Raw genomic sequence first — 19,141 nt, forward strand, 5'->3', positions numbered from 1 at the left:
ACCCTCGGCATCCGAAAAACAATGGATAAACCGATTTAATGTCGCTGAAACATAAAAATGTAGACATTATTCATTCGTGGCGATATTTTTGTTTTGCCCGCACTGCTCCAGGTCACTACTGGACAGTGCTACCCAGATTTCTACCCAGGACACTGCCATGAACGCCTTTACGCAGATCGACGAACTTGTGATGCCGCTGCCGCTCGAGCCGCGTGGTTACACCATCGCCCCCTCGGCGCAGTCACCGCGCCTGCTGGAGCTGACCTTTGCCCGTGAGACCGTCGAGGCGTTCGTCCAGGCGGTTGCCCAGTGGCCGGTTCAGGCGCTGGAGTACAAGTCGTTCCTGCGTTTTCGCGTAGGCGAAATTCTGGATGAGCTGTGCCAGGGCACCCTGCGCCCGGTGCTGCTCAACACCATCCTGGACCGCGCGAGCGGTGGCATGCTTATTACCCCGGTGGGCCTGGACGACGTGAGTCAGGCCGAAGACATGGTCAAGTTCACCACGGCCTGCGCGCACCTGATCGGTCGCTCCAACTACGACGCCATGAGTGGCCAGTTCTATGCGCGTTTCGTGGTGGTCAACAGCGATAACTCCGACAGCTACCTGCGCCAGCCGCATCGGGTCATGGAACTGCACAACGATGGCACCTTCGTCAACCAGATCACCGACTACGTGCTGATGCTGAAGATCGACGAAAAGAACATGGAAGGCGGCAACTCTCTGCTGCTGCACCTGGATGACTGGGAGGAGTGCGAGGCGTTCTTCCGTCATCCGATGGCGCGGCGTGAAATGCGCTGGACCGCACCGCCGAGCAAGAAGGTTGCCGAGGATGTCTTCCACTCGGTCTTCGATACCGATGGCGAAGGCCGGCCGACCATGCGCTACATTGACCAGTTCGTGCAGCCGGAAAACTACGAGGAAGGTATCTGGCTGAACGCGCTGTCCGAGTCGCTGGAGGGCAGCGGGAAGAAGGTTTCTGTGCCGGTCGCTGTCGGCAGCTTCCTGCTGATCAACAACCTGTTCTGGCTGCATGGCCGTGACCGCTTCACCCCGCACGAGGGCCTGCGTCGCGAGCTGATGCGCCAGCGTGGTTACGTCGCCTTCCCCAAACCCTTGTATCAGCGCGGGCAATAATGACAGGACGCGCGGCGGGCGCCCGCCCATGCGTCTTTGCACAAAACGATGCCACCAGGGCCCGCGCGGGCCTTGGTGCGCCTACCAGGCAATGCCTGCGTGTGAGGTAAGGCTGTGTACGATTTCATCATTATTGGCGGTGGCATTGTGGGCATGTCCACGGCCATGCACCTGATCAAGGTTTACCCCGACGCAAAGATTCTCTTGCTGGAGAAGGAGCTCGGCCCGGCTCGCCATCAGACGGGCCACAACAGCGGCGTGATTCACGCCGGCGTGTATTACACCCCCGGCAGCCTCAAGGCCCGTTTCTGCCTGGAAGGCAACAAGGCCACCAAGGCCTTCTGCACCGAGCACGGCATCCGCTTCGATGAGTGCGGCAAGCTGCTGGTGGCCACCAACGATCTCGAAATGCAGCGCATGAAGGCGCTGTGGGAGCGCACCGAGGCCAATGGCCTGGAGCGCTACTGGCTGTCGGCAGACGAACTGCGCGAGCGCGAGCCCAACATCGTCGGCATGGGCGGCATCCTCGTGCCGTCCAGCGGTATCGTCAATTACGCGCAGGTGACCACAGCCATGGCTGGCGAATTTCAGCGTGCCGGTGGCGAGATTCGCTATGGTGCCGAGGTGGTCGGCCTGCAGGAGCAGCCCAGCGAGGTCATTGTGCGCACGCAGCGTGACGAGTTCCACAGCCGTTTCCTGGTCACCTGCTCGGGGCTGATGGCCGACCGTGTGGTGAGCATGCTGGGCCTGCGCACCGAGTTCGTCATCTGCCCGTTCCGTGGCGAGTACTATCTGCTGCCCAAACAGCACAATCAGATCGTCAATCACCTGATCTACCCGATCCCAGACCCGTCGATGCCGTTTCTGGGCGTGCACCTGACCCGCATGATCGATGGCACTGTCACCGTCGGCCCTAACGCCGTGCTGGCGATGAAGCGCGAGGGCTACCGCAAGACCGATGTCAGCCCCAGCGACCTGTTCCAGACCCTGACCACCCCCGGGATCCTCAAGGTACTGGCGAAAAACTTCCGCCCGGGCCTGATAGAGATGAAGAACTCATTGTTCAAGGGCGGCTACCTCAAACAGGTGCAGAAGTACTGCCCGAGCATCAGCAAGGCCGACCTGATGCCATACCCGGCGGGCGTACGTGCCCAGGCGGTATCGCGCGACGGCAAGCTGATCGACGACTTCCTGTTCGTCAACACCGCCCGCAGCGTCAACGTGTGCAACGCGCCTTCACCCGCTGCCACCTCGGCCATTCCGATCGGCGCCTATATCGTCGACAAGGTGTGTGAGCAGGTCAGCCTGCAAGGGGGCCATTTCCCCAAAGCTGATCGTCCCGCCAGGCAGCGGGCATGACACCCCAGCCTGTTCGTCGGCCCTGATAGCGCCATCGCGTGCCAGCGAAGACAGACGAGCAAGTCGCATCAGGCTGTGAGAGGATGTCCACCACCCCAGCCAGGACCCTGAACACAGCCTGATGAAGACACCCAAAAGAATCGAACCCCTGATCGAAGACGGCCTGGTCGATGAAGTACTGCGGCCATTGATGAGTGGCAAGGAAGCGGCCGTGTACGTGGTGCGTTGCGGAAGCCAGGTGCGCTGCGCCAAAGTCTATAAAGAGGCCAACAAGCGCAGTTTCCGCCAGGCCGCCGAGTACCAGGAAGGCCGCAAGGTGCGCAACAGCCGCCAGGCCAGGGCCATGGCCAAGGGCAGCAAGTACGGCCGGAAAGAAGCCGAAGATGCCTGGCAGAACGCCGAAGTGGCGGCGTTGTTCCGTCTGGCCGCCGCTGGTGTCCGAGTGCCGAAGCCCTACGACTTCCAGGATGGCGTGCTGCTGATGGAGCTGGTGACAGATGCCGATGGCGATGCCGCCCCGCGCCTGAACGATGTGCACCTCGAAGCCGGGGAGGCCCGGGATTATCATGCATTCGTCATTCGCCAGATCGTGCTGATGCTATGCGCCGGGCTGGTTCACGGCGACCTGTCCGAGTTCAACGTGCTGCTAGGTCCGGACGGGCCGGTGATCATCGATTTGCCGCAGGCGGTTGATGCAGCCGCCAACAACCATGCTTTCAGCATGTTGCAGCGCGACGTGGACAACATGGCCCACTATTTCGGTCGCTTTGCACCGGAGCTGAACGGCACCCGGTATGCGCAGGAAATGTGGGCGTTGTACGAGGCTGGCAAATTGCTCCCTGACACCGCATTGACCGGGGTGTTCGAGGACGACGAGCATGAAGCTGACGTAAGCGGGGTGATGCGCGAGATCGATGCCGCCCGGCTGGACGACGCCCGCCGTCGCGCTGCGCGAGCCGACGCCGAGCACGGCCCGGCCCGGGCTGAGGAACCGACGCCGCCCTGGCTGCAGTAATATCCTGTCTGCGCGGGCACTGCCCGCGGCAGAGCCGTGCAGGCTCATTGCTATTGACGCAAGACACTATCTCGTCATTTGGCCTTTTCACTGGCCCGTGACAGGCATAAGGTATACGCCGTTCAAATTCCCTGGAGCTGTCATGTCCAACCAATTCCCGTCCGTTCGTCCCCGCCGCCTGCGTCAGAACGAGTCCCTGCGCACGATCTTCCAGGAAACCGAGTTCCGCCTTGAAGACCTGATCCTGCCGATCTTCGTCGAAGAAGGCATTGATGATTTCGTGCCTATCACCAGTATGCCCGGGGTCAACCGTATTCCGGAAAAACTGCTGGCCCAGGAAATCGAGCGCTATGCACGCGCCGGTATCAAGTCGGTCATGACCTTTGGCGTGTCCCACAACCTGGACGCCACCGGCAGCGATACCTGGAACGAAAACGGCCTGGTGGCGCGCATGTCGCGCATCTGCAAGGACACCGTGCCGGAAATGGTGGTGATGTCCGATACCTGCTTCTGCGAGTACACCAGCCACGGCCACTGCGGCGTGCTGCATGACCACGGCGTGGACAACGACGCCACCCTGGCCAACCTCGGCAAGCAGGCGGTGATCGCGGCCGCTGCCGGCGCCGACTTCATCGCCCCGTCGGCAGCGATGGACGGCCAGGTGCAGGCGATCCGCAGTGCGCTAGACGGCGCTGGCTTCCACGATACCGCGATCATGGCGTACTCCACCAAGTTCGCCTCCTCGCTGTATGGCCCGTTCCGTGAGGCCGGTGGCACCGCGCTGAAGGGCGACCGCAAGAGCTACCAGATGAACCCGATGAACCGCCGCGAAGCGGTGCGCGAGTCGCTGCTCGACGAGCAGGAAGGGGCGGACGTGCTGATGGTCAAGCCGGCCGGTGCCTACCTGGACGTGATCGCGGACATCCGCGCCGCCTCACGCCTGCCATTGGCGGCGTATCAGGTCAGCGGCGAGTACGCGATGATCAAGTTCGGCGGCCTGGCGGGCGCCATTGATGAAGGCCGAGTGGTGCGTGAAAGCATTGGTGCAATCAAGCGTGCCGGTGCCGACCTGATCCTGACGTACTTCGCCATGGACCTGGCCCGCGAAGGCATCTGATTCAAAGCGCGCCGCTTTAGCGGCGCATCTCATCAAGGCGCCGCTGCCTGCAGGCTCATCGACCTGCTCTGCGGCGCCAGCCCCCGTGACACAGCCAGCCACCACGACACAAAAATTCCGTAAGCCTGAATTATTTAGTGTCCCGTTGTATCTGATCCCTTAGAGCATTCAGCGACAGGGATACGGGCATGAAATCTCGCAAGAAAAGCGTCAAGCCAATCGGCCTCAAAGACATCACCATCGTCGACGACGCCAAGATGAAAAAGGCGATCACCGCCGCCGCCTTGGGTAACGCCATGGAGTGGTTCGACTTCGGTGTCTATGGCTTCGTCGCCTATGCATTGGGCAAGGTGTTCTTCCCTAATGCCGACCCCAGCGTGCAGATGATCGCCGCGTTGGCCACGTTCTCGGTACCGTTCCTGATCCGCCCGCTGGGCGGGCTGTTCTTTGGTGCCCTGGGCGACAGGTTCGGCCGGCAGAAGATTCTCGCCGCAACCATCGTCATCATGTCGCTGAGCACCTTCGCCATCGGCCTGATACCGTCCTACGCCAGCATCGGCATCTGGGCACCGATCCTGTTGCTGCTGGCAAAAATGGCACAGGGCTTTTCAGTCGGTGGCGAGTACACCGGTGCATCGATCTTCGTCGCCGAATACGCCCCCGACCGCAAGCGGGGCTTTCTCGGCAGCTGGTTGGACTTCGGTTCGATCGCAGGCTTTGTGCTTGGCGCGGGCGTGGTGGTGTTGATTTCCACCATTCTCGGTGAAGAAAAGTTCCTTGAGTGGGGCTGGCGCCTGCCGTTCTTCCTGGCCTTGCCCTTGGGCATCATCGGCCTCTACCTGCGCAACGCGCTGGAAGAAACCCCTGCGTTCCAGCAGCATGTCGACAAGATGGAGCAGGGTGACCGAGAAGGCCTGGCCTCGGGGCCCAAAGTGTCGTTCAAGGAAGTGGCCACCCAGCACTGGCGCAGCCTGGTGACTTGCATCGGCGTGGTGATCGCCACCAACGTCACCTACTACATGCTGCTCACCTACATGCCCAGCTACCTGTCGCATAACTTGCACTACAGCGAAGACCATGGCGTGCTGATCATCATCGCGATCATGGTCGGCATGCTGTTCGTGCAACCTGTCATCGGGATGTTGAGCGACAAGTATGGCCGGCGCCCGTTCATCGTGGTCGGCAGCGTTGGCCTGTTCGCACTGGCGATTCCGGCGTTCATGCTGATCAACAGCGGTGCGCTTGGGCTGATCTTCTCCGGGCTGCTGATCATTGCCGTGCTGCTGAACTTCTTCATCGGGGTCATGGCTTCGACCTTGCCGGCGATGTTCCCCACCCATATCCGCTACAGTGCGCTGGCCAGTGCCTTCAACATTTCGGTGCTGATCGCTGGCCTCACCCCAACGATCGCCGCCTGGTTGGTTGAAAGCAGCGGCAACCTCTACATGCCGGCTTATTACCTGATGGTGATCGCCGCAGTAGGCCTGATCACTGGCCTCACCATGAAGGAAACTGCCAACAAACCGTTGCGCGGTGCTGCACCGGCTGCGTCGGACATCGAGGAAGCACGCGAGCTGCTGCAGGAGCACCACGACAATATCGAGCAGAAGATCGAAGACATCGATGAGCAGATCGCCGAGCTGGAGGCCAAGCGCAAGCTGTTGGTGCAGCAGCATCCGCGCATCGAGTGATCAACGTGCCAGCTGGCCATGGGCTGCCTCTGCAGGCCTCAGGCCAGCTTTACACGAGCCAGCGTGCCCATGAGGGTACGCTCCACCACATCCACGAGCACCATGGTCTGGTGGTCGACCTCGATATTCAGCAGCTCGCCGGCTTTGTAGCTGGCGAAGGTGGTCTGGCGCAGGGTTTCCGGGATCAGGTTGATGGTGACGACGTTGTCCTCCACGTCAGCGACGGTCAGGCTGCAGCCATTCACGCCGATGAAACCACGCGGGAACACGTACTTGCCCCATTCCGGCGGCATGCGGAAGGTGATGAAGGCGCCGGTGTCCTTGATCGACAGCTCAACGATTTCGGCAGTGGTGGCGATGTGGCCGGCCATCAGGTGGCCGCCGATTTCGGCGTTCATCTTCGCCGAGCGTTCGATGTTCACGCCTTGGCCGGCCTTGAAATGGCGTAGGTTGGTGCGTTCGAGGGTAGCGGTCATGGCGTCGAACCTGACCTGGCTGCCGTTGATCTCGGTGACCGACAGGCAGGTGCCCTCGACACTGACGCTGGCGCCGATCTTCAGCTCGTCGAGCAGGTCCGGGGTCAGGTCGAAGGTGAACTGGTTGTGGCCCGGGTAGCGGGTCACATCAAGCAGTGGGCGAACGGCCTGGACGATGCCGGTGTACATGGTGTTGCTCCTGGGCACAGAAAAGAAATCACCCGAACGCTATGCCCGTGGCGCGGCAAAAGCAAGGCCGCGCCCAGAATGTGAAAAAAGTCATGGCCGGACGGCCGTCCCAGGACGGCGCGGGGCATCCTTGAATGGGAGTAAACCTAGGTATGAAACCGGTTTCAAAACATTTCTGAACACGCTAGATTATCCGGCTGTCTTCTTGATGACCTATGAAGATCACCCTTTGAAAAGCAGATGGCGCATATCGAGGCCACCGCACAGCCGATGAGGATTCCCAATGCCTGAGCACGCTCCAGATAACCCGCGCAGGGATTTTTTGCGCAAGACCCTGACCTTGATCCCCGTGGTCACCGTGGCCAGCACCGGCCTTGGCGCGGGTGCCAGCCAACTGTTGGCAGCCCCGGTCCCGGTACATGAGCCCAAGGTTCCGTCCACACCCCCAGCGAGCGACTATCAGCCAACGTTCTTCAGTGCCGAGGAGTGGGCTTTCGTCCAGGCCGCTGTGTCTCGCATTATCCCGGCCGACGAGCTTGGGCCTGGTGCGCTTGAAGCCGGTGCCGCCGAATTCATCGACCGGCAAATGAACACCCCCTACGCAACAGGTGCCCAGTGGTACATGCAAGGCCCATTCAACGCTGACGCCGCGCCCGAGCTGGGCTACCAGTTGCAGCTCTCGCCGCAACAGATCTACCGCTTGGGTATCGCCGCCGTGGACGGGTGGTGCAAAGCCAACAGCGGGCAGGTTTTTGCTGCGCAAGATAGCGCTACCCGAGACCGTATCCTCAGCAAAGTAGAGGCAGGGGAGCTGGTTTTCGACACGGTTCCGGCCAAGGTGTTCTTCAGTTTGCTGGTGCAGAACACCCGCGAAGGGTTCTTCTGCGACCCGATCCATGGTGGCAACAGAGGCATGGTCGGCTGGACCCAGATCGGCTTCCCCGGCGCCCGCGCCGATTTCATGGATTGGGTCGAGCGTAACGAGCCTTACCCGTTCCCGGCTGTATCGATCCGCGGCGAGAGGGCCTGAGGCATGGCGACTGTGTTGAACAAAGTGGATGCAGTCATCGTCGGCTTCGGTTGGGCCGGCGCGATCATGGCCAAGGAGCTGACTGAAGCCGGCCTGCATGTGGTGGCGCTGGAACGTGGACCGATGCAGGACACGTACCCGGAAGGCAGCTACCCGCAGGTGATCGACGAACTGACCTACAGCGTGCGCAAGAAGCTGTTCGTCGACGTGTCGAAAGAAACCGTCACCATCCGCCACAGCATGCATGACGTGGCACTGCCCAACCGCCAGCTGGGCGCTTTCCTGCCGGGCAAAGGCGTGGGCGGCGCTGGCCTGCACTGGTCGGGGGTGCACTTTCGGGTCGACCCCGTCGAGTTGCGCTTGCGCAGCCACTACGAGGAGCGCTACGGGCGCAAGTTCATCCCCGAAGGCATGACCATCCAGGATTTCGGCGTCAGTTACGAAGAGCTGGAACCGCACTTCGACTTTGCCGAGAAAGTCTTTGGCACCTCGGGCCAGGCCTGGACCGTCAACGGCCAGCTGGTCGGTGAAGGGCAGGGTGGCAACCCCTACGCACCAGACCGTTCCAACCCGTTCCCGCTACCCGCGCAGAAGAACGTTGTATCGGCCAGGTTATTCGAAAAGGCCGCCAGCAGCCTGGGCTACAAGCCTTACAATTTGCCGTCGGCCAACACCTCGGACCCTTACACCAACCCCTACGGGGCGCAGATGGGGCCGTGCAACTTCTGTGGATTCTGCAGCGGCTACGTGTGCTACATGTACTCCAAGGCGTCGCCCAACGTGAACATCCTGCCCGCGCTGCGTCAGGTGCCCAACTTCGAGTTGCGGCCCAACGCCCATGTATTGCGGGTGAACCTGGACGACAGCAAGCGCAAAGCCACTGGTGTGACCTATATCGATGCCCAGGGGCGCGAGGTAGAGCAGCCGGCAGAGCTGGTGATCCTGGCGGCATTCCAGTTCAACAATGTGCGCCTGATGCTGCTTTCCGGCATTGGCAAGCCCTACGACCCGGTGAGCAACGAGGGGGTGGTCGGGCGTAACTTCGCCTACCAGAACATGGGCACGGTCAAGGCCTTCTTCGACAAGGACACCTACACCAACAACTTCATCGGCGCCGGTGGCAACGGTATTGCCATCGACGACTTCAATGCCGACAACTTCGACCACGGCCCTCACGGCTTCGTCGGTGGCTCGCCCATGTGGGTCAACCAGGCCGGCAGTCGGCCGATTGCTGGCACCGCCAACCCGCCGGGCACGCCGGCCTGGGGCAGCGCGTGGAAGAAGGCCACGGCCGACTACTACACCCATCAGGTGTCGATGGACGCCCACGGCGCCCACCAGTCCTACCGTGGCAACTATCTGGACCTCGACCCCACCTACCGTGACGCCTACGGCCAGCCGCTGTTGCGCATGACCTTCGACTGGCAGGAAAACGACATCAAGATGAACCAGTTCATGGTCGCCAAGCTGAGCAAGATTGCCCAGGCGATGAACCCCAAAGCCATTGCCGTGCTGGGCAAGCAGGTCAAAGACCACTTCAACACTGCCAGCTACCAGACCACCCACCTGAACGGCGGCGCGATCATGGGCACCGACCCGAAGACCAGTGCGCTGAACCGCTACCTGCAGAGCTGGGATGTGCACAATGTGTTTGTCCCTGGCGCTTCGGCGTTCCCGCAGGGCCTGGGTTACAACCCGACCGGGCTGGTGGCGGCGCTGACCTACTGGTCGGCCCGCGCCATCCGCGAGCAGTACCTGAAAAACCCTGGCCCGTTGGTCCAGGCTTGAGGAGCGATGCGCATGAAGAGAATGTTGATCGCGACCCTCCTGCTGGGTGCCAGCGCGGCTGCACAGGCGGCTGTCAATGATGACGCGCAGGTGCGCCAGGGCCAGTACCTGGCCCGCGCCGGCGACTGTGTGGCCTGCCATACCGCCAAGGGCGGCAAGCCCTTTGCTGGTGGACTGCCGATGGAGACCCCCATCGGCACGGTGTACTCCACCAATATCACCCCGGCTGCCAGCGGCATCGGTCATTACAGTTTCGAAGACTTTGACCGCGCCGTGCGCAAAGGCATCGGCAAGGACGGCAGCACCCTGTACCCGGCCATGCCATACCCCTCGTACGCGCGGGTAAGCGAGCAGGACATGCAGGCGCTGTACGCCTATTTCATGAAGGGGGTGGAACCGGTGGAGCAGGCCAACAAGGCCACCGACATTCCCTGGCCGCTGAGCATGCGCTGGCCGCTCTCGATCTGGCGTGGCCTTTTCGCACCAGAGGTCAAACCCTGGCAGGCTTCGGCGGCAGCCGACCCGGTGGTGAACCGTGGTGCGTATCTGGTCGAAGGCTTGGGGCATTGTGGCGCCTGCCATACGCCGCGGGCGTTGACCATGCAGGAAAAGGCCCTGAGCCCGGCGGACGGTGAGCAGTTCCTGGCCGGCAGTGCACCGCTGGAAGGCTGGATTGCCAAGAACCTGCGTGGCGATCACAAGGACGGCCTGGGTAGCTGGAGCGAAGCGCAGCTGGTGCAGTTCCTGAAGACCGGGCGTAGCGATCGCAGTGCCGTTTTTGGTGGCATGAGCGATGTGGTCGAGCACAGCATGCAGCACATGACCGATGCCGACCTGACCGCGATTGCCCGCTACCTGAAGACCCTGCCGCCGAGCAACCCGGATGACCAGCCACATGTCTATGACAAACAGGTGGCGGATGCGCTGTGGAAGGGCGACGACAGCAAGCCTGGTGCCGCTGTGTACATCGACAATTGCGCAGCCTGCCACCGTACCGATGGTCAGGGCTACACCCGTGTATTTCCGGCGCTCGCCGGTAACCCGGTGGTGCAGACGGCGGACGCCACCTCGCTGATCCATGTGGTACTGGCGGGTGGCACGGTACCCGCGACGCATACAGCGCCGTCGAACTTCACCATGCCAGCGTTTGGCTGGCGCCTGAGTGACCAGGAAGTTGCCGAAGTGGTGAACTTCATCAGGAGCAGTTGGGGTAACCACGGTGACGCCGTCACTGCGGCTGATGTGAAAGCCCTGCGCTGACCCGCGTCACCTGGCGTATGCCTTGGGGTTTCTGGCCCCTGTGCGTTCGAGCGCCGCGCCCGCGGCGCTCGAACCATGGCTCGACGGAACCCCCGAGCTAGCCACCTCCCGATTGACAGCTGTTGACGAATCGCCTTGGTTCTGCTGTATTGAAACCGGTTTCATCGTCATCACAACAATCATAAGGACACCCCATGACCGACGCGCCTGCCCATGCCCGCGAACGGGTCACCATCAGCGAAGTAGCGCGTGTCGCTGGCGTTTCGAAGGCCACCGTCTCCCGTTATATCGGTGGTGAGCGCCAGTTGTTGGCCGAAGCCACGGCCAAGCGCCTGGAGGAGGTCATCCAACGCCTCGGCTACCGCCCCAACCAGATGGCCCGCGGCCTCAAACGCGGCCAGACACGGCTGATCGGCATGCTGGTGGCCGATATTCTCAACCCCTATTCAGTCGCCGTGATGCAGGGTGTGGAAACCGCCTGCCGCCAGCATGGCTACAGCCTGGTGGTGTGCAACACCAACCGTGACGACGAACAGGAACGCCACCACCTGGTGGCCCTGCAAAGCTACAACGTCGAAGGCCTGATCGTGAACACCCTCGGCCACCACCCAGGCGAATTGCTCAACCTGCAGCGTGACATCCCCATGGTGCTGGTCGACCGCCAATTGCCAGAGCTGAATGCCGACCTGGTCGGCCTGGACAATGCCGACGCCGTGGAGCAGGCCCTGGACCACCTGCAGGCCCAAGGCTACCGCGACGTGCTCGCAGTCTGCGAACCGCTCGATGGCACCAGCTCGCGTCTGGAGCGGGTGCAGGCATTCGGCGCATCGATCAGCCGGCGCCCTGGCATGCGCCAGCAGGTACTGGAAACCAGCGCCGGCCTGGCGGGCCAGCTGGACGCGTTCCTGGCCAGCCGGGGCCACGGCCCGCAAGCCATCTTCACCTTCAACGGCGTCGCCACCCTGGCGGTCAGTCGGGCCCTGCACGATGCCGGGCGCAACCTGTTCGCCGAAGTCGGCCTGATCGCCCTCGACGACCTCGACTGGTATCCGCTGGTCGGCAATGGCATTACCGCGCTGGCCCAGCCCACCGAGCGCATCGGTGTGGCGGCATTCGAGAGCCTGCTCGGTCGCCTGCGTGGCGACAGCAGTGCAGCGCGGCGCATCGACTTCAAGGCCAACCTGGTCATCCGCGGTTCAACCCAACCCCAGTAAGCGACGGCAGGCGTGTGCCTGTCGCTGCTGACTAAAAATGAAACCGGTTTCATAAGGATAAAAACAATGTGCCCGAACCCCGTTTCCATCAGCCTCTCCAGTTATGGCGCCGAGTTTGTCCGGCAGCGTGGCCAGGAGCAGTTTCTTGATCTGTTAGCCGCCGCGGGTGTCAGCCGGGTGGAATTGCGCGAAGAATTGTTTGCCAGCGCCCCCGACGCCGCTGCGCTGGGGTCGCTCATTGCGGTGCTCGGCATGGAATGCCTGTATTCGACTCCCCTGGAGCTGTGGACGGCGCAAGGCGTGCCCGACCCGTTGCTGGCGCAAAAGCTGGAAATCGCCCGTGCGCTTGGCGCGGTTGCGCTAAAAGTTTCCTTGGGGCATTTCAATGAACGCTGCGATGTGGCGGCTCTGAAGACGCTGCTGCCTGCCGACGGCCCGCTGCTGCTGGTGGAAAACGACCAGACCCTGCAAGGCGGCAGAATCCGGCCGCTCTTGCAGTTCTTCCAGGATGCCGACCGGCTTGGGCTGAACCTGGGTATGACCTTCGATATGGGTAACTGGCTGTGGCAAGGGGAGTCCGCATCGCAAGCTGCGCGGCAACTCGGCCGCTGGGTGCGCTATGTGCATTGCAAGGCTGTGCAGCGCAGGGCCGATGGGCGCCTGGTGGCGATACCGCCACAAGCGTCGGACTTGCACGCGTGGGCTGGGCTGATGGCCGAATTCGTCCCCGGGGTGGTGCGCGCCGTCGAGTACCCCTTGGTCGGGGAAGACTTGCTGATGCTCACCCGTGCCCAGGTGCACAGCCTGTCCGTGCTGGGCGCGGGCGAGGAGGTGGCCCATGCATGACCATGACGTGCTGTGCTTTGGCGAAACCATGGCCATGTTCGTCGCCGAGCATGCCGGCGACCTGGCCAGTGTCGGCCAATTTGCCAAACGCATCGCCGGTGCGGACAGCAACGTGGCCATAGGCCTGGCGCGCCTGGGTTTCAAGGTGCGCTGGCTGAGCCGGGTGGGTGACGACTCGCTGGGCCGTTTCGTTCTCGACAGCCTGCGCCGCGAGGGCCTGGACTGTTCCGCTGTCGAAGTGGATTGCAATTTTCCCACAGGCTTTCAGCTCAAGGCCCGCTGCGATGACGGCAGCGACCCCACTGTGGAGTACTTCCGCCGTGGTTCGGCAGCCAGCTGGCTGTCGCCAACGATGATCCAGCCAGGTTTGCTGCAGTCCCGCCACCTGCACGCCACGGGCATTCCGCCCGCACTTTCGCAGGGTTGCCGGGCGCTGTCGCATGAACTGCTCGACGCCATGCGCGCCGCTGGGCGCAGCATTTCGTTCGACCCTAACTTGCGCCCATCGCTATGGCCTGACCAAAGCCGTATGGTGCGCGAAATCAATGCCCTGGCGTTCAAGGCCGACTGGGTGCTACCCGGTCTGGAAGAGGGCCGGCTGCTGACGGGCCAGCATAGCCCGGCTGACATCGCTGCGTTTTACCTCGACCAGGGCGTAGAGCTGGTGGTGATCAAGCTGGGCGAGGCCGGCGCCTATTTCCGCAGTGCCAAAGGCGAGGGCCAGGTCGCCCCTGTGCTCGTCAGCCGCGTGGTGGATACCGTCGGCGCCGGTGATGCCTTTGCCGTTGGTGTGCTCAGCGCATTGCTGGAGGGGTGCCCGGTGGCCCAAGCGGTGGCCCGCGGCAACTGGTGCGGCAGCCGTGCCGTGCAGTCGCGAGGCGACATGGAAGGGCTGCCGCTACGCCATGAACTGGAGGCCTACGACCTGCGCAGAAGCGCTTGAAGGCCCTAACCCGAATCACCTGTTGCAACAAAAAAAACAAGCTCAGGAGCAATAAACCATGCAAAGCCTACGCCTGGCACCGCGCCGCTGGTGGTACATCATCCCGATCGTGTTCTTTACCTACAGCCTGGCCTACCTGGACCGCGCCAACTACGGCTTCGCCGCCGCCTCCGGCATGGCCGAAGACCTGCACATCACCCCCGTGCTTTCGTCATTGCTGGGGGCGTTGTTCTTCCTCGGCTACTTCTTCTTCCAGGTACCTGGGGCCATTTACGCCGAAAAGCGCAGTGTGAAGAAGCTGATCTTCGTCTGCCTGATCCTCTGGGGCGGCCTTGCCACGCTCACCGGCATGGTCAGCAATGTCTACATGCTGATCGGTATCCGCTTTCTGCTCGGTGTGGTCGAGGCCGCAGTGATGCCCGCCATGCTGGTGTACCTGTGCCACTGGTTCACCCGCGCCGAGCGCTCGCGTGCCAATACATTCCTGATGCTCGGCAACCCGGTGACCATCCTGTGGATGTCGGTGGTGTCGGGGTACCTCATCAAGCACTACGACTGGCGCTGGATGTTCATCATCGAAGGCTTGCCGGCGGTGATCTGGGCGTTCTTCTGGTGGCGCCTGGTAGACGACCGCCCGGCCCAGGTCAGCTGGCTTAGTGCGCAGGAAAAAACCGACCTGCAGGAGGCATTGGCCGCTGAGCAGCAGGGCATCAAGCCGGTGAAGAACTACCGCGAGGCATTCCGCTCGCCGCAGGTGATCATCCTGGCGCTGCAGTACTTCTGCTGGAGTATCGGCGTGTATGGCTTTGTGCTGTGGTTGCCGTCGATCCTCAAACAAGCAGCGAATGTCGATATCGTCCAGGCAGGCTGGCTGGCCTCGGTGCCGTACCTGGCGGCTGTGCTGGGCATGGTGGGCGTGTCCTGGGCCTCCGACCGCCTGCAAAAGCGCAAGCGCTTCGTCTGGCCGCCTTTGTTGATCGCAGCCGTGGCGTTCTACGGCTCTTATGCCCTGGGTAGCGATCACTTCTGGCTGTCGTATGCGCTGCTGGTGCTTGCTGGCGCTTGCATGTACGCGCCCTACGGCCCGTTCTTTGCCATCGTGCCCGAGATCTTGCCGGCCAACGTTGCCGGTGGCGCCATGGCGCTGATCAACAGCATGGGCGCGCTGGGTTCGTTCGGCGGCTCGTGGTTGGTGGGTTATCTCAATGGCGCCACGGGCGGGCCTGGTGCCTCTTACCTGTTCATGTGCGGCGCGCTGCTGACCGCCGTGGCACTCACTGCCGCGCTCAATACTTCCCAGACCACTGGCCGGGCCAAGCGTAATGGCTCGCGCCTGGCGATGAACCCTTAGGAAAACCTACGATGAAAAAACGAATCGTCCTGTACAAGCGTCTGTCCGACGACTTGATGGCCCGCCTGCAAGCGCAGGTTGATGTGACGTGGGTGGATACTGCCCAGCCTGATGGCCTGGCCCGCCTGCGCGATGCCTTGCCAAGGGCCCATGGGTTGCTGGGGGCCAGCCTGCGCCTGGATGCCGGCTTGCTCGACCTGGCGCCGCAGCTGCAAGTCGTGTCCAGCGTTTCAGTGGGCGTGGACAACTACGACATTGCTGAACTCAGCCGGCGTGGCGTGATGCTGACCAACACCCCGGATGTATTGACCGAAACCACCGCCGACACCGGCTTTGCCTTGATCCTGGCCACGGCCAGGCGGGTGGTCGAGCTGGCGAACTGGGTGCGTGACGGCCACTGGCAGGCCAACCTGGGGGCGGCGCATTTTGGCTGTGATGTACATGGCAAGACGCTGGGGATCGTCGGCATGGGGCGGATAGGCGAGGCACTGGCCCGCCGCGCGGTGGCTGGTTTCGGCATGCGCGTGCTCTACCACAGCCCACGCGCCAAGCCCGAGGTGGAGGCGCGCTATGGTGCACGTCAGTGCGACCTGGACGAGTTGTTGCAGCAGGCGGATTTCGTTTGCCTGACGGTACCGCTGAGCACCAGCACTGAAGGCCTGATTGGCGCACGGGAACTGGGGTTGATGAAACCTGAGGCAATCCTGGTGAACATCGCGCGCGGGCGCGTGGTGGATGAGCCGGCGTTGATTGAAGCATTGCGGGCCAAGCGCATACGCGGTGCGGGGCTGGATGTGTTCGTGCAGGAACCGTTGCCGGTGGACTCGCCACTGCTGCAGCTCAGCAACGTGGTGGCGACCCCGCATATCGGCTCGGCGACCGAAGAAACCCGCCAGGCCATGGCGCGATGTGCAGTAGACAATCTGCTCAGTGCGCTGGCCGGGGAGCGGCCGGCGAATCTGGTGAATGAGGTGTGCAGGCCTTGAGCACCAAGGGCCGCTGAGCGGCCCCGTGGTGCTGTAGCGTTAGCGGCAGTTACCGGCCTTGCGATAGCCCGCTGCCTGCGCCTCACCTTCGGTGGCAAAGCTGACCTGGTTCTTCGCCGCCACCTGGTTGTAGCCCGGGCAGCCTACCGACAGGTGATACACATGGCTATTACGGTTGCCAAGCACCGCCCCCACCGACGCGGAACTGGCCAGGCTCGGCTTGGCCTCTGCCTTGGCAGGCTTGGTTGGCAGCGCTTGCACGATGCCACTGCCTGTTGGCTTGTAACCAGCGGTCCACTTGCGCTCACCGCTCACGAACGGGTTGGCATGGCCCATGATCGCGGCGATGCGCCGGTCGCGCTCTTTCTCCCAGGCAGACACCGGGTGCTGCTTGTCCCAAGCCATCAGCAACTGTTGCTGCTGGCGCGACATGCTCAGCTGGTAGCGGTCGAACATGTAGAACGTGGTACGTGCTACCAGGCCTTTCACCTCGTCACGCGGCTCGGCGGCGCGCTGGACGAAATCCACCTTGGTGGTGCACTGGCCGTATTCGCCGGCATTGCCAGCGACCATGCCGTAGTTGAAATTGCTGCGGTCGCCGTTGACCTCACCCACGGCCGGGTACAGGTTGAACAGGTCGGCCTCCATGGCGCGGAACACCGGGTCGTTGTCCACGCAATGCTCGCGGCCGCCGTTTTTCCAGCACTGGCGCTGGTTGCCAAAGGTGTAGGCGGGCACGATGTGTTCCCACTCGGTGCGTTCGGCGCGGTTCTGTTGCTTGCGCGTCTGGTAACCGCACGAAGCGGCATCGATGCGCCCGCCGGACTTGCCCACCCAGGTCCATTTGCACCCGCAGTACAGGTCGCCCATGGCGCTGCTGGCCTGGTCCAGGTACACCTTCTGCTTGGCCACCACCTTGGCCTCGGTGAAGGTCGCTGGAGGGTTGGCCAAGGCTGGCAGATTAAAGCAAAACAGTAAGCTTACGGCGTAAAGCAGTGATTTCATGAGGAAAACATATTTCAGATTGGGGCGTGCATTGTAATGCTTTCCCCAGGGCTGGCCAGCTCACTCAGCCACACCAGTGGTCGGTTCGGATCATTACTGCCCATGCGGGTGAAAGTGGCTGAGTCGAGCATTTTCCGCACTTGGCCTGCCAGGCGTAGCAGGTGTTCGATAAAGCCGCTGCCGACGTCGCCGGTGTCCACCATGGAAACTCCGCTCTGGTTGTGCTCGATAGCCAGGTGGTAGTGGCTGACGCCTTCGCCGTTACCGCTGCCACCCAGTGTCACGGTGAACTGAGGGCCGAGCAGGTTGGCCAGGCGCTGCTGGACAAGGTCCAATAGTGCGAGGGGTACTTCATCGGAGCGCAACGTGGTGGGGAAGCGTGGCGTGAACGAGTGCATGAGCAAGTCCTGCTGGGCGGAATACGAGTGCTGGCCAGCTTAGGCAAGGTGACTGTCAACTTGGGTTAAGCGGGGGTAAAAGCGGGTAATACTCAAAGCCGACTTGGTAAGGTCCTTACCGGTGTGGCCTTGTGCTGCGAAGCACGCAGCCAAAGCGATGAACATGCATCGGCTTGACTGGGTGCTTCGCAGTAGAGGGGTGGTCCTGCACGGTGTCATTGCCGCTCAGGCGTCGATTGCAGGCATCAGAACGTCTGCCCCAGGGAGAACTGGAAGATCTGGGTTTCGGCGTTATCCGGCTTCTTCAGCGGTGCCGCCAGGCTAAAGCTCAGCGGCCCCATCGGGCTGTACCAGGTCACGCCAACCCCCAGCGATACAGCCAGTTGCGTCAGGTCGACGCTGCCGCAGCCCTGGGTGGTGGAGAGGTAGCAGGTGTCGGCATACACGTTGCCGGCATCGACGAATACCGAGCTGCGCAGTTGGCTCTGGTCCTTCACGAAGGGCAGTGGGAACAGATATTCGGCACCGCCGGTAATCAGGATATTGCCTCCCAGCACATCGGTGTCGCGGTCGGAATAGTAAGCCTGGCCAGCGCTGGAATAGGTCCCGGTAGCTGGTGTGCTGCGCGGGCCGAGGGTGCCGTCCTTGAACCCGCGTACCGAGCCTTGCCCACCGGCGGTGTAGCTTTCATAGAATGGCAAGCCGTCGGTCGAACCATAGCCGTTGCCATAGCCCAGGTTGGTGTGCAGGCGCAGCGTGGTGTTGCTGGTGACTGGCAGGAAAGCCTGGCCGTTGTAGTCGAGTTTGTAGAACGACAGGTCGCTGCCAGGGATGGTAGCCATCAGCGTCAGGCTCTGCGAGTGGCCCCGGGTGGCCAGTACGCCTTTGTTGAGGGTTGATTCCGACCAACCGATCGACGCCTTGAGGTTGTTGAAGCTCTCGCCTTCGCGGGAAATGAAGTCGTAAATCTCGTCGGCGCTGTAGGTGCCGGGCGAAATGTCGTCGTGCTGCAGGGTCAGGCCGTAGGTCAGGCGTGAGGTTTCGTTGATCGGGTAGCCGAAGTTGACCCCGGCACCGTAGCTGTTGATTGCATAGTACGAAACCCCATCGTCGTAGTAATCGCTGTAGTCGGTGGTGTTGTAGAACAGGTTGTAACCCAGGCTGACGCCGTCTGCGGTGAAGTAGGGGTTGACGAAGCCGAAGTTGTACTTGGTCTGGTATTCCGAACGGGTCAGCCCGATGGACACCTTGTTACCGGTACCGAGGAAGTTGCTCTGGCTGATCGAACCACCCAGGATCAGGCCCGCACTCTGGGCGAAGCCGACGCTGGCGGTGATC

At 62.3% G+C, this 19,141-nt stretch carries 17 protein-coding genes; 13 read left to right on the top strand and 4 right to left on the bottom strand.

The window, feature by feature from the left end; translation table 11 throughout:
* Positions 1–157: 157 nt before the first annotated feature.
* The 5 genes from glaH (at position 158) to proP (ending at position 6,317) form a co-directional block, all read left to right on the top strand.
* Positions 158–1,135, top strand: coding sequence for a glutarate dioxygenase GlaH (glaH, locus tag OO258_RS24045; RefSeq protein WP_266033466.1), 978 nt, complete (start codon positions 158–160; stop codon positions 1,133–1,135).
* A gap of 114 nt (positions 1,136–1,249) precedes the next feature.
* Positions 1,250–2,494 (top strand): L-2-hydroxyglutarate oxidase, encoded by a 1,245-nt coding sequence (gene lhgO / locus OO258_RS24050; protein WP_266033468.1) that lies wholly within the window; start codon positions 1,250–1,252, stop codon positions 2,492–2,494.
* Between the two features lie 121 nt (positions 2,495–2,615).
* Positions 2,616–3,509 (top strand): PA4780 family RIO1-like protein kinase, encoded by an 894-nt coding sequence (locus tag OO258_RS24055; RefSeq protein ID WP_110744286.1) that lies wholly within the window; start codon positions 2,616–2,618, stop codon positions 3,507–3,509.
* 142 nt (positions 3,510–3,651) lie between these two features.
* The gene (gene hemB, locus OO258_RS24060) at positions 3,652–4,626 is read left to right on the top strand and encodes a porphobilinogen synthase (protein ID WP_264363165.1); all 975 of its coding nucleotides are present in this window, start codon (positions 3,652–3,654) and stop codon (positions 4,624–4,626) included.
* A gap of 188 nt (positions 4,627–4,814) precedes the next feature.
* On the top strand, positions 4,815–6,317 hold the full coding sequence (gene proP / locus OO258_RS24065; protein ID WP_110744284.1) for a glycine betaine/L-proline transporter ProP: 1,503 nt from the start codon (positions 4,815–4,817) through the stop codon (positions 6,315–6,317).
* A 38-nt stretch (positions 6,318–6,355) separates the two neighbouring features.
* On the opposite strand, the gene OO258_RS24070 is transcribed toward proP, so the two are convergent.
* Entirely contained in the window at positions 6,356–6,982 is a 627-nt protein-coding gene (locus OO258_RS24070; protein WP_266033474.1) for a riboflavin synthase subunit alpha, read from the bottom strand.
* 283 nt (positions 6,983–7,265) lie between these two features.
* On the opposite strand from OO258_RS24070, the gene OO258_RS24075 reads away from it, so the two are divergent.
* The 8 genes from OO258_RS24075 (at position 7,266) to OO258_RS24110 (ending at position 16,400) form a co-directional block, all read left to right on the top strand.
* On the top strand, positions 7,266–8,012 hold the full coding sequence (locus OO258_RS24075) for a gluconate 2-dehydrogenase subunit 3 family protein (RefSeq protein ID WP_110744282.1): 747 nt from the start codon (positions 7,266–7,268) through the stop codon (positions 8,010–8,012).
* Positions 8,013–8,015: 3 nt separating this feature from the next.
* Positions 8,016–9,800 carry a GMC family oxidoreductase gene (locus OO258_RS24080; RefSeq protein WP_266033477.1) on the top strand — a complete coding sequence of 595 codons (1,785 nt, stop codon included), beginning with the start codon at positions 8,016–8,018 and terminating at the stop codon, positions 9,798–9,800.
* Positions 9,801–9,812: 12 nt separating this feature from the next.
* The gene (locus OO258_RS24085) at positions 9,813–11,060 is read left to right on the top strand and encodes a cytochrome c (RefSeq protein ID WP_266033480.1); all 1,248 of its coding nucleotides are present in this window, start codon (positions 9,813–9,815) and stop codon (positions 11,058–11,060) included.
* Positions 11,061–11,254: 194 nt separating this feature from the next.
* Positions 11,255–12,274 carry a LacI family DNA-binding transcriptional regulator gene (locus OO258_RS24090; protein WP_266033483.1) on the top strand — a complete coding sequence of 340 codons (1,020 nt, stop codon included), beginning with the start codon at positions 11,255–11,257 and terminating at the stop codon, positions 12,272–12,274.
* Positions 12,275–12,340: 66 nt separating this feature from the next.
* Positions 12,341–13,120, top strand: a complete 780-nt coding sequence (locus OO258_RS24095) for a sugar phosphate isomerase/epimerase family protein (RefSeq protein WP_266033502.1) — start codon at positions 12,341–12,343, stop codon at positions 13,118–13,120.
* Positions 13,113–14,063, top strand: coding sequence for a sugar kinase (locus OO258_RS24100; protein ID WP_266033485.1), 951 nt, complete (start codon positions 13,113–13,115; stop codon positions 14,061–14,063). Before OO258_RS24095 ends, OO258_RS24100 begins: the two co-directional genes overlap by 8 nt.
* A 58-nt stretch (positions 14,064–14,121) precedes the next feature.
* The gene (locus OO258_RS24105; protein ID WP_266033487.1) at positions 14,122–15,414 is read left to right on the top strand and encodes an MFS transporter; all 1,293 of its coding nucleotides are present in this window, start codon (positions 14,122–14,124) and stop codon (positions 15,412–15,414) included.
* 11 nt (positions 15,415–15,425) lie between these two features.
* Entirely contained in the window at positions 15,426–16,400 is a 975-nt protein-coding gene (locus tag OO258_RS24110) for a 2-hydroxyacid dehydrogenase (protein ID WP_266033490.1), read from the top strand.
* A 39-nt stretch (positions 16,401–16,439) separates the two neighbouring features.
* On the opposite strand, the gene OO258_RS24115 is transcribed toward OO258_RS24110, so the two are convergent.
* The 3 genes from OO258_RS24115 to bamA form a co-directional block, all read right to left on the bottom strand.
* Positions 16,440–17,405 carry an endonuclease gene (locus OO258_RS24115; protein WP_266033493.1) on the bottom strand — a complete coding sequence of 322 codons (966 nt, stop codon included), beginning with the start codon at positions 17,403–17,405 and terminating at the stop codon, positions 16,440–16,442.
* Between the two features lie 14 nt (positions 17,406–17,419).
* Complete coding sequence (locus tag OO258_RS24120) at positions 17,420–17,803, bottom strand: hypothetical protein (protein ID WP_266033496.1); 384 nt, start codon at positions 17,801–17,803, stop codon at positions 17,420–17,422.
* Between the two features lie 245 nt (positions 17,804–18,048).
* On the bottom strand, positions 18,049–19,141 hold a 1,093-nt coding region (gene bamA / locus OO258_RS24125; RefSeq protein ID WP_266033498.1), incomplete at its 5' end, for an outer membrane protein assembly factor BamA.

The sequence above is a fragment of the Pseudomonas sp. DCB_BI genome (assembly GCF_026240995.1).
In the GTDB taxonomy this organism is placed as follows: Bacteria; Pseudomonadota; Gammaproteobacteria; order Pseudomonadales; family Pseudomonadaceae; genus Aquipseudomonas.

Coding starts and splice junctions, on each gene's coding strand:
- OO258_RS24055 (WP_110744286.1), top strand. CDS start 2,616: ATGAAGACACCCAAAAGAATCGAACCCCTGATCGAAGACGGCCTGGTC.
- OO258_RS24105 (WP_266033487.1), top strand. CDS start 14,122: ATGCAAAGCCTACGCCTGGCACCGCGCCGCTGGTGGTACATCATCCCG.
- proP (WP_110744284.1), top strand. CDS start 4,815: ATGAAATCTCGCAAGAAAAGCGTCAAGCCAATCGGCCTCAAAGACATC.
- OO258_RS24070 (WP_266033474.1), bottom strand. CDS start 6,982: ATGTACACCGGCATCGTCCAGGCCGTTCGCCCACTGCTTGATGTGACC.
- OO258_RS24095 (WP_266033502.1), top strand. CDS start 12,341: ATGTGCCCGAACCCCGTTTCCATCAGCCTCTCCAGTTATGGCGCCGAG.
- OO258_RS24075 (WP_110744282.1), top strand. CDS start 7,266: ATGCCTGAGCACGCTCCAGATAACCCGCGCAGGGATTTTTTGCGCAAG.
- glaH (WP_266033466.1), top strand. CDS start 158: ATGAACGCCTTTACGCAGATCGACGAACTTGTGATGCCGCTGCCGCTC.
- OO258_RS24085 (WP_266033480.1), top strand. CDS start 9,813: ATGAAGAGAATGTTGATCGCGACCCTCCTGCTGGGTGCCAGCGCGGCT.
- OO258_RS24120 (WP_266033496.1), bottom strand. CDS start 17,803: ATGCACTCGTTCACGCCACGCTTCCCCACCACGTTGCGCTCCGATGAA.
- OO258_RS24110 (WP_266033490.1), top strand. CDS start 15,426: ATGAAAAAACGAATCGTCCTGTACAAGCGTCTGTCCGACGACTTGATG.
- OO258_RS24080 (WP_266033477.1), top strand. CDS start 8,016: ATGGCGACTGTGTTGAACAAAGTGGATGCAGTCATCGTCGGCTTCGGT.
- OO258_RS24115 (WP_266033493.1), bottom strand. CDS start 17,405: ATGAAATCACTGCTTTACGCCGTAAGCTTACTGTTTTGCTTTAATCTG.
- hemB (WP_264363165.1), top strand. CDS start 3,652: ATGTCCAACCAATTCCCGTCCGTTCGTCCCCGCCGCCTGCGTCAGAAC.
- OO258_RS24100 (WP_266033485.1), top strand. CDS start 13,113: ATGCATGACCATGACGTGCTGTGCTTTGGCGAAACCATGGCCATGTTC.
- OO258_RS24090 (WP_266033483.1), top strand. CDS start 11,255: ATGACCGACGCGCCTGCCCATGCCCGCGAACGGGTCACCATCAGCGAA.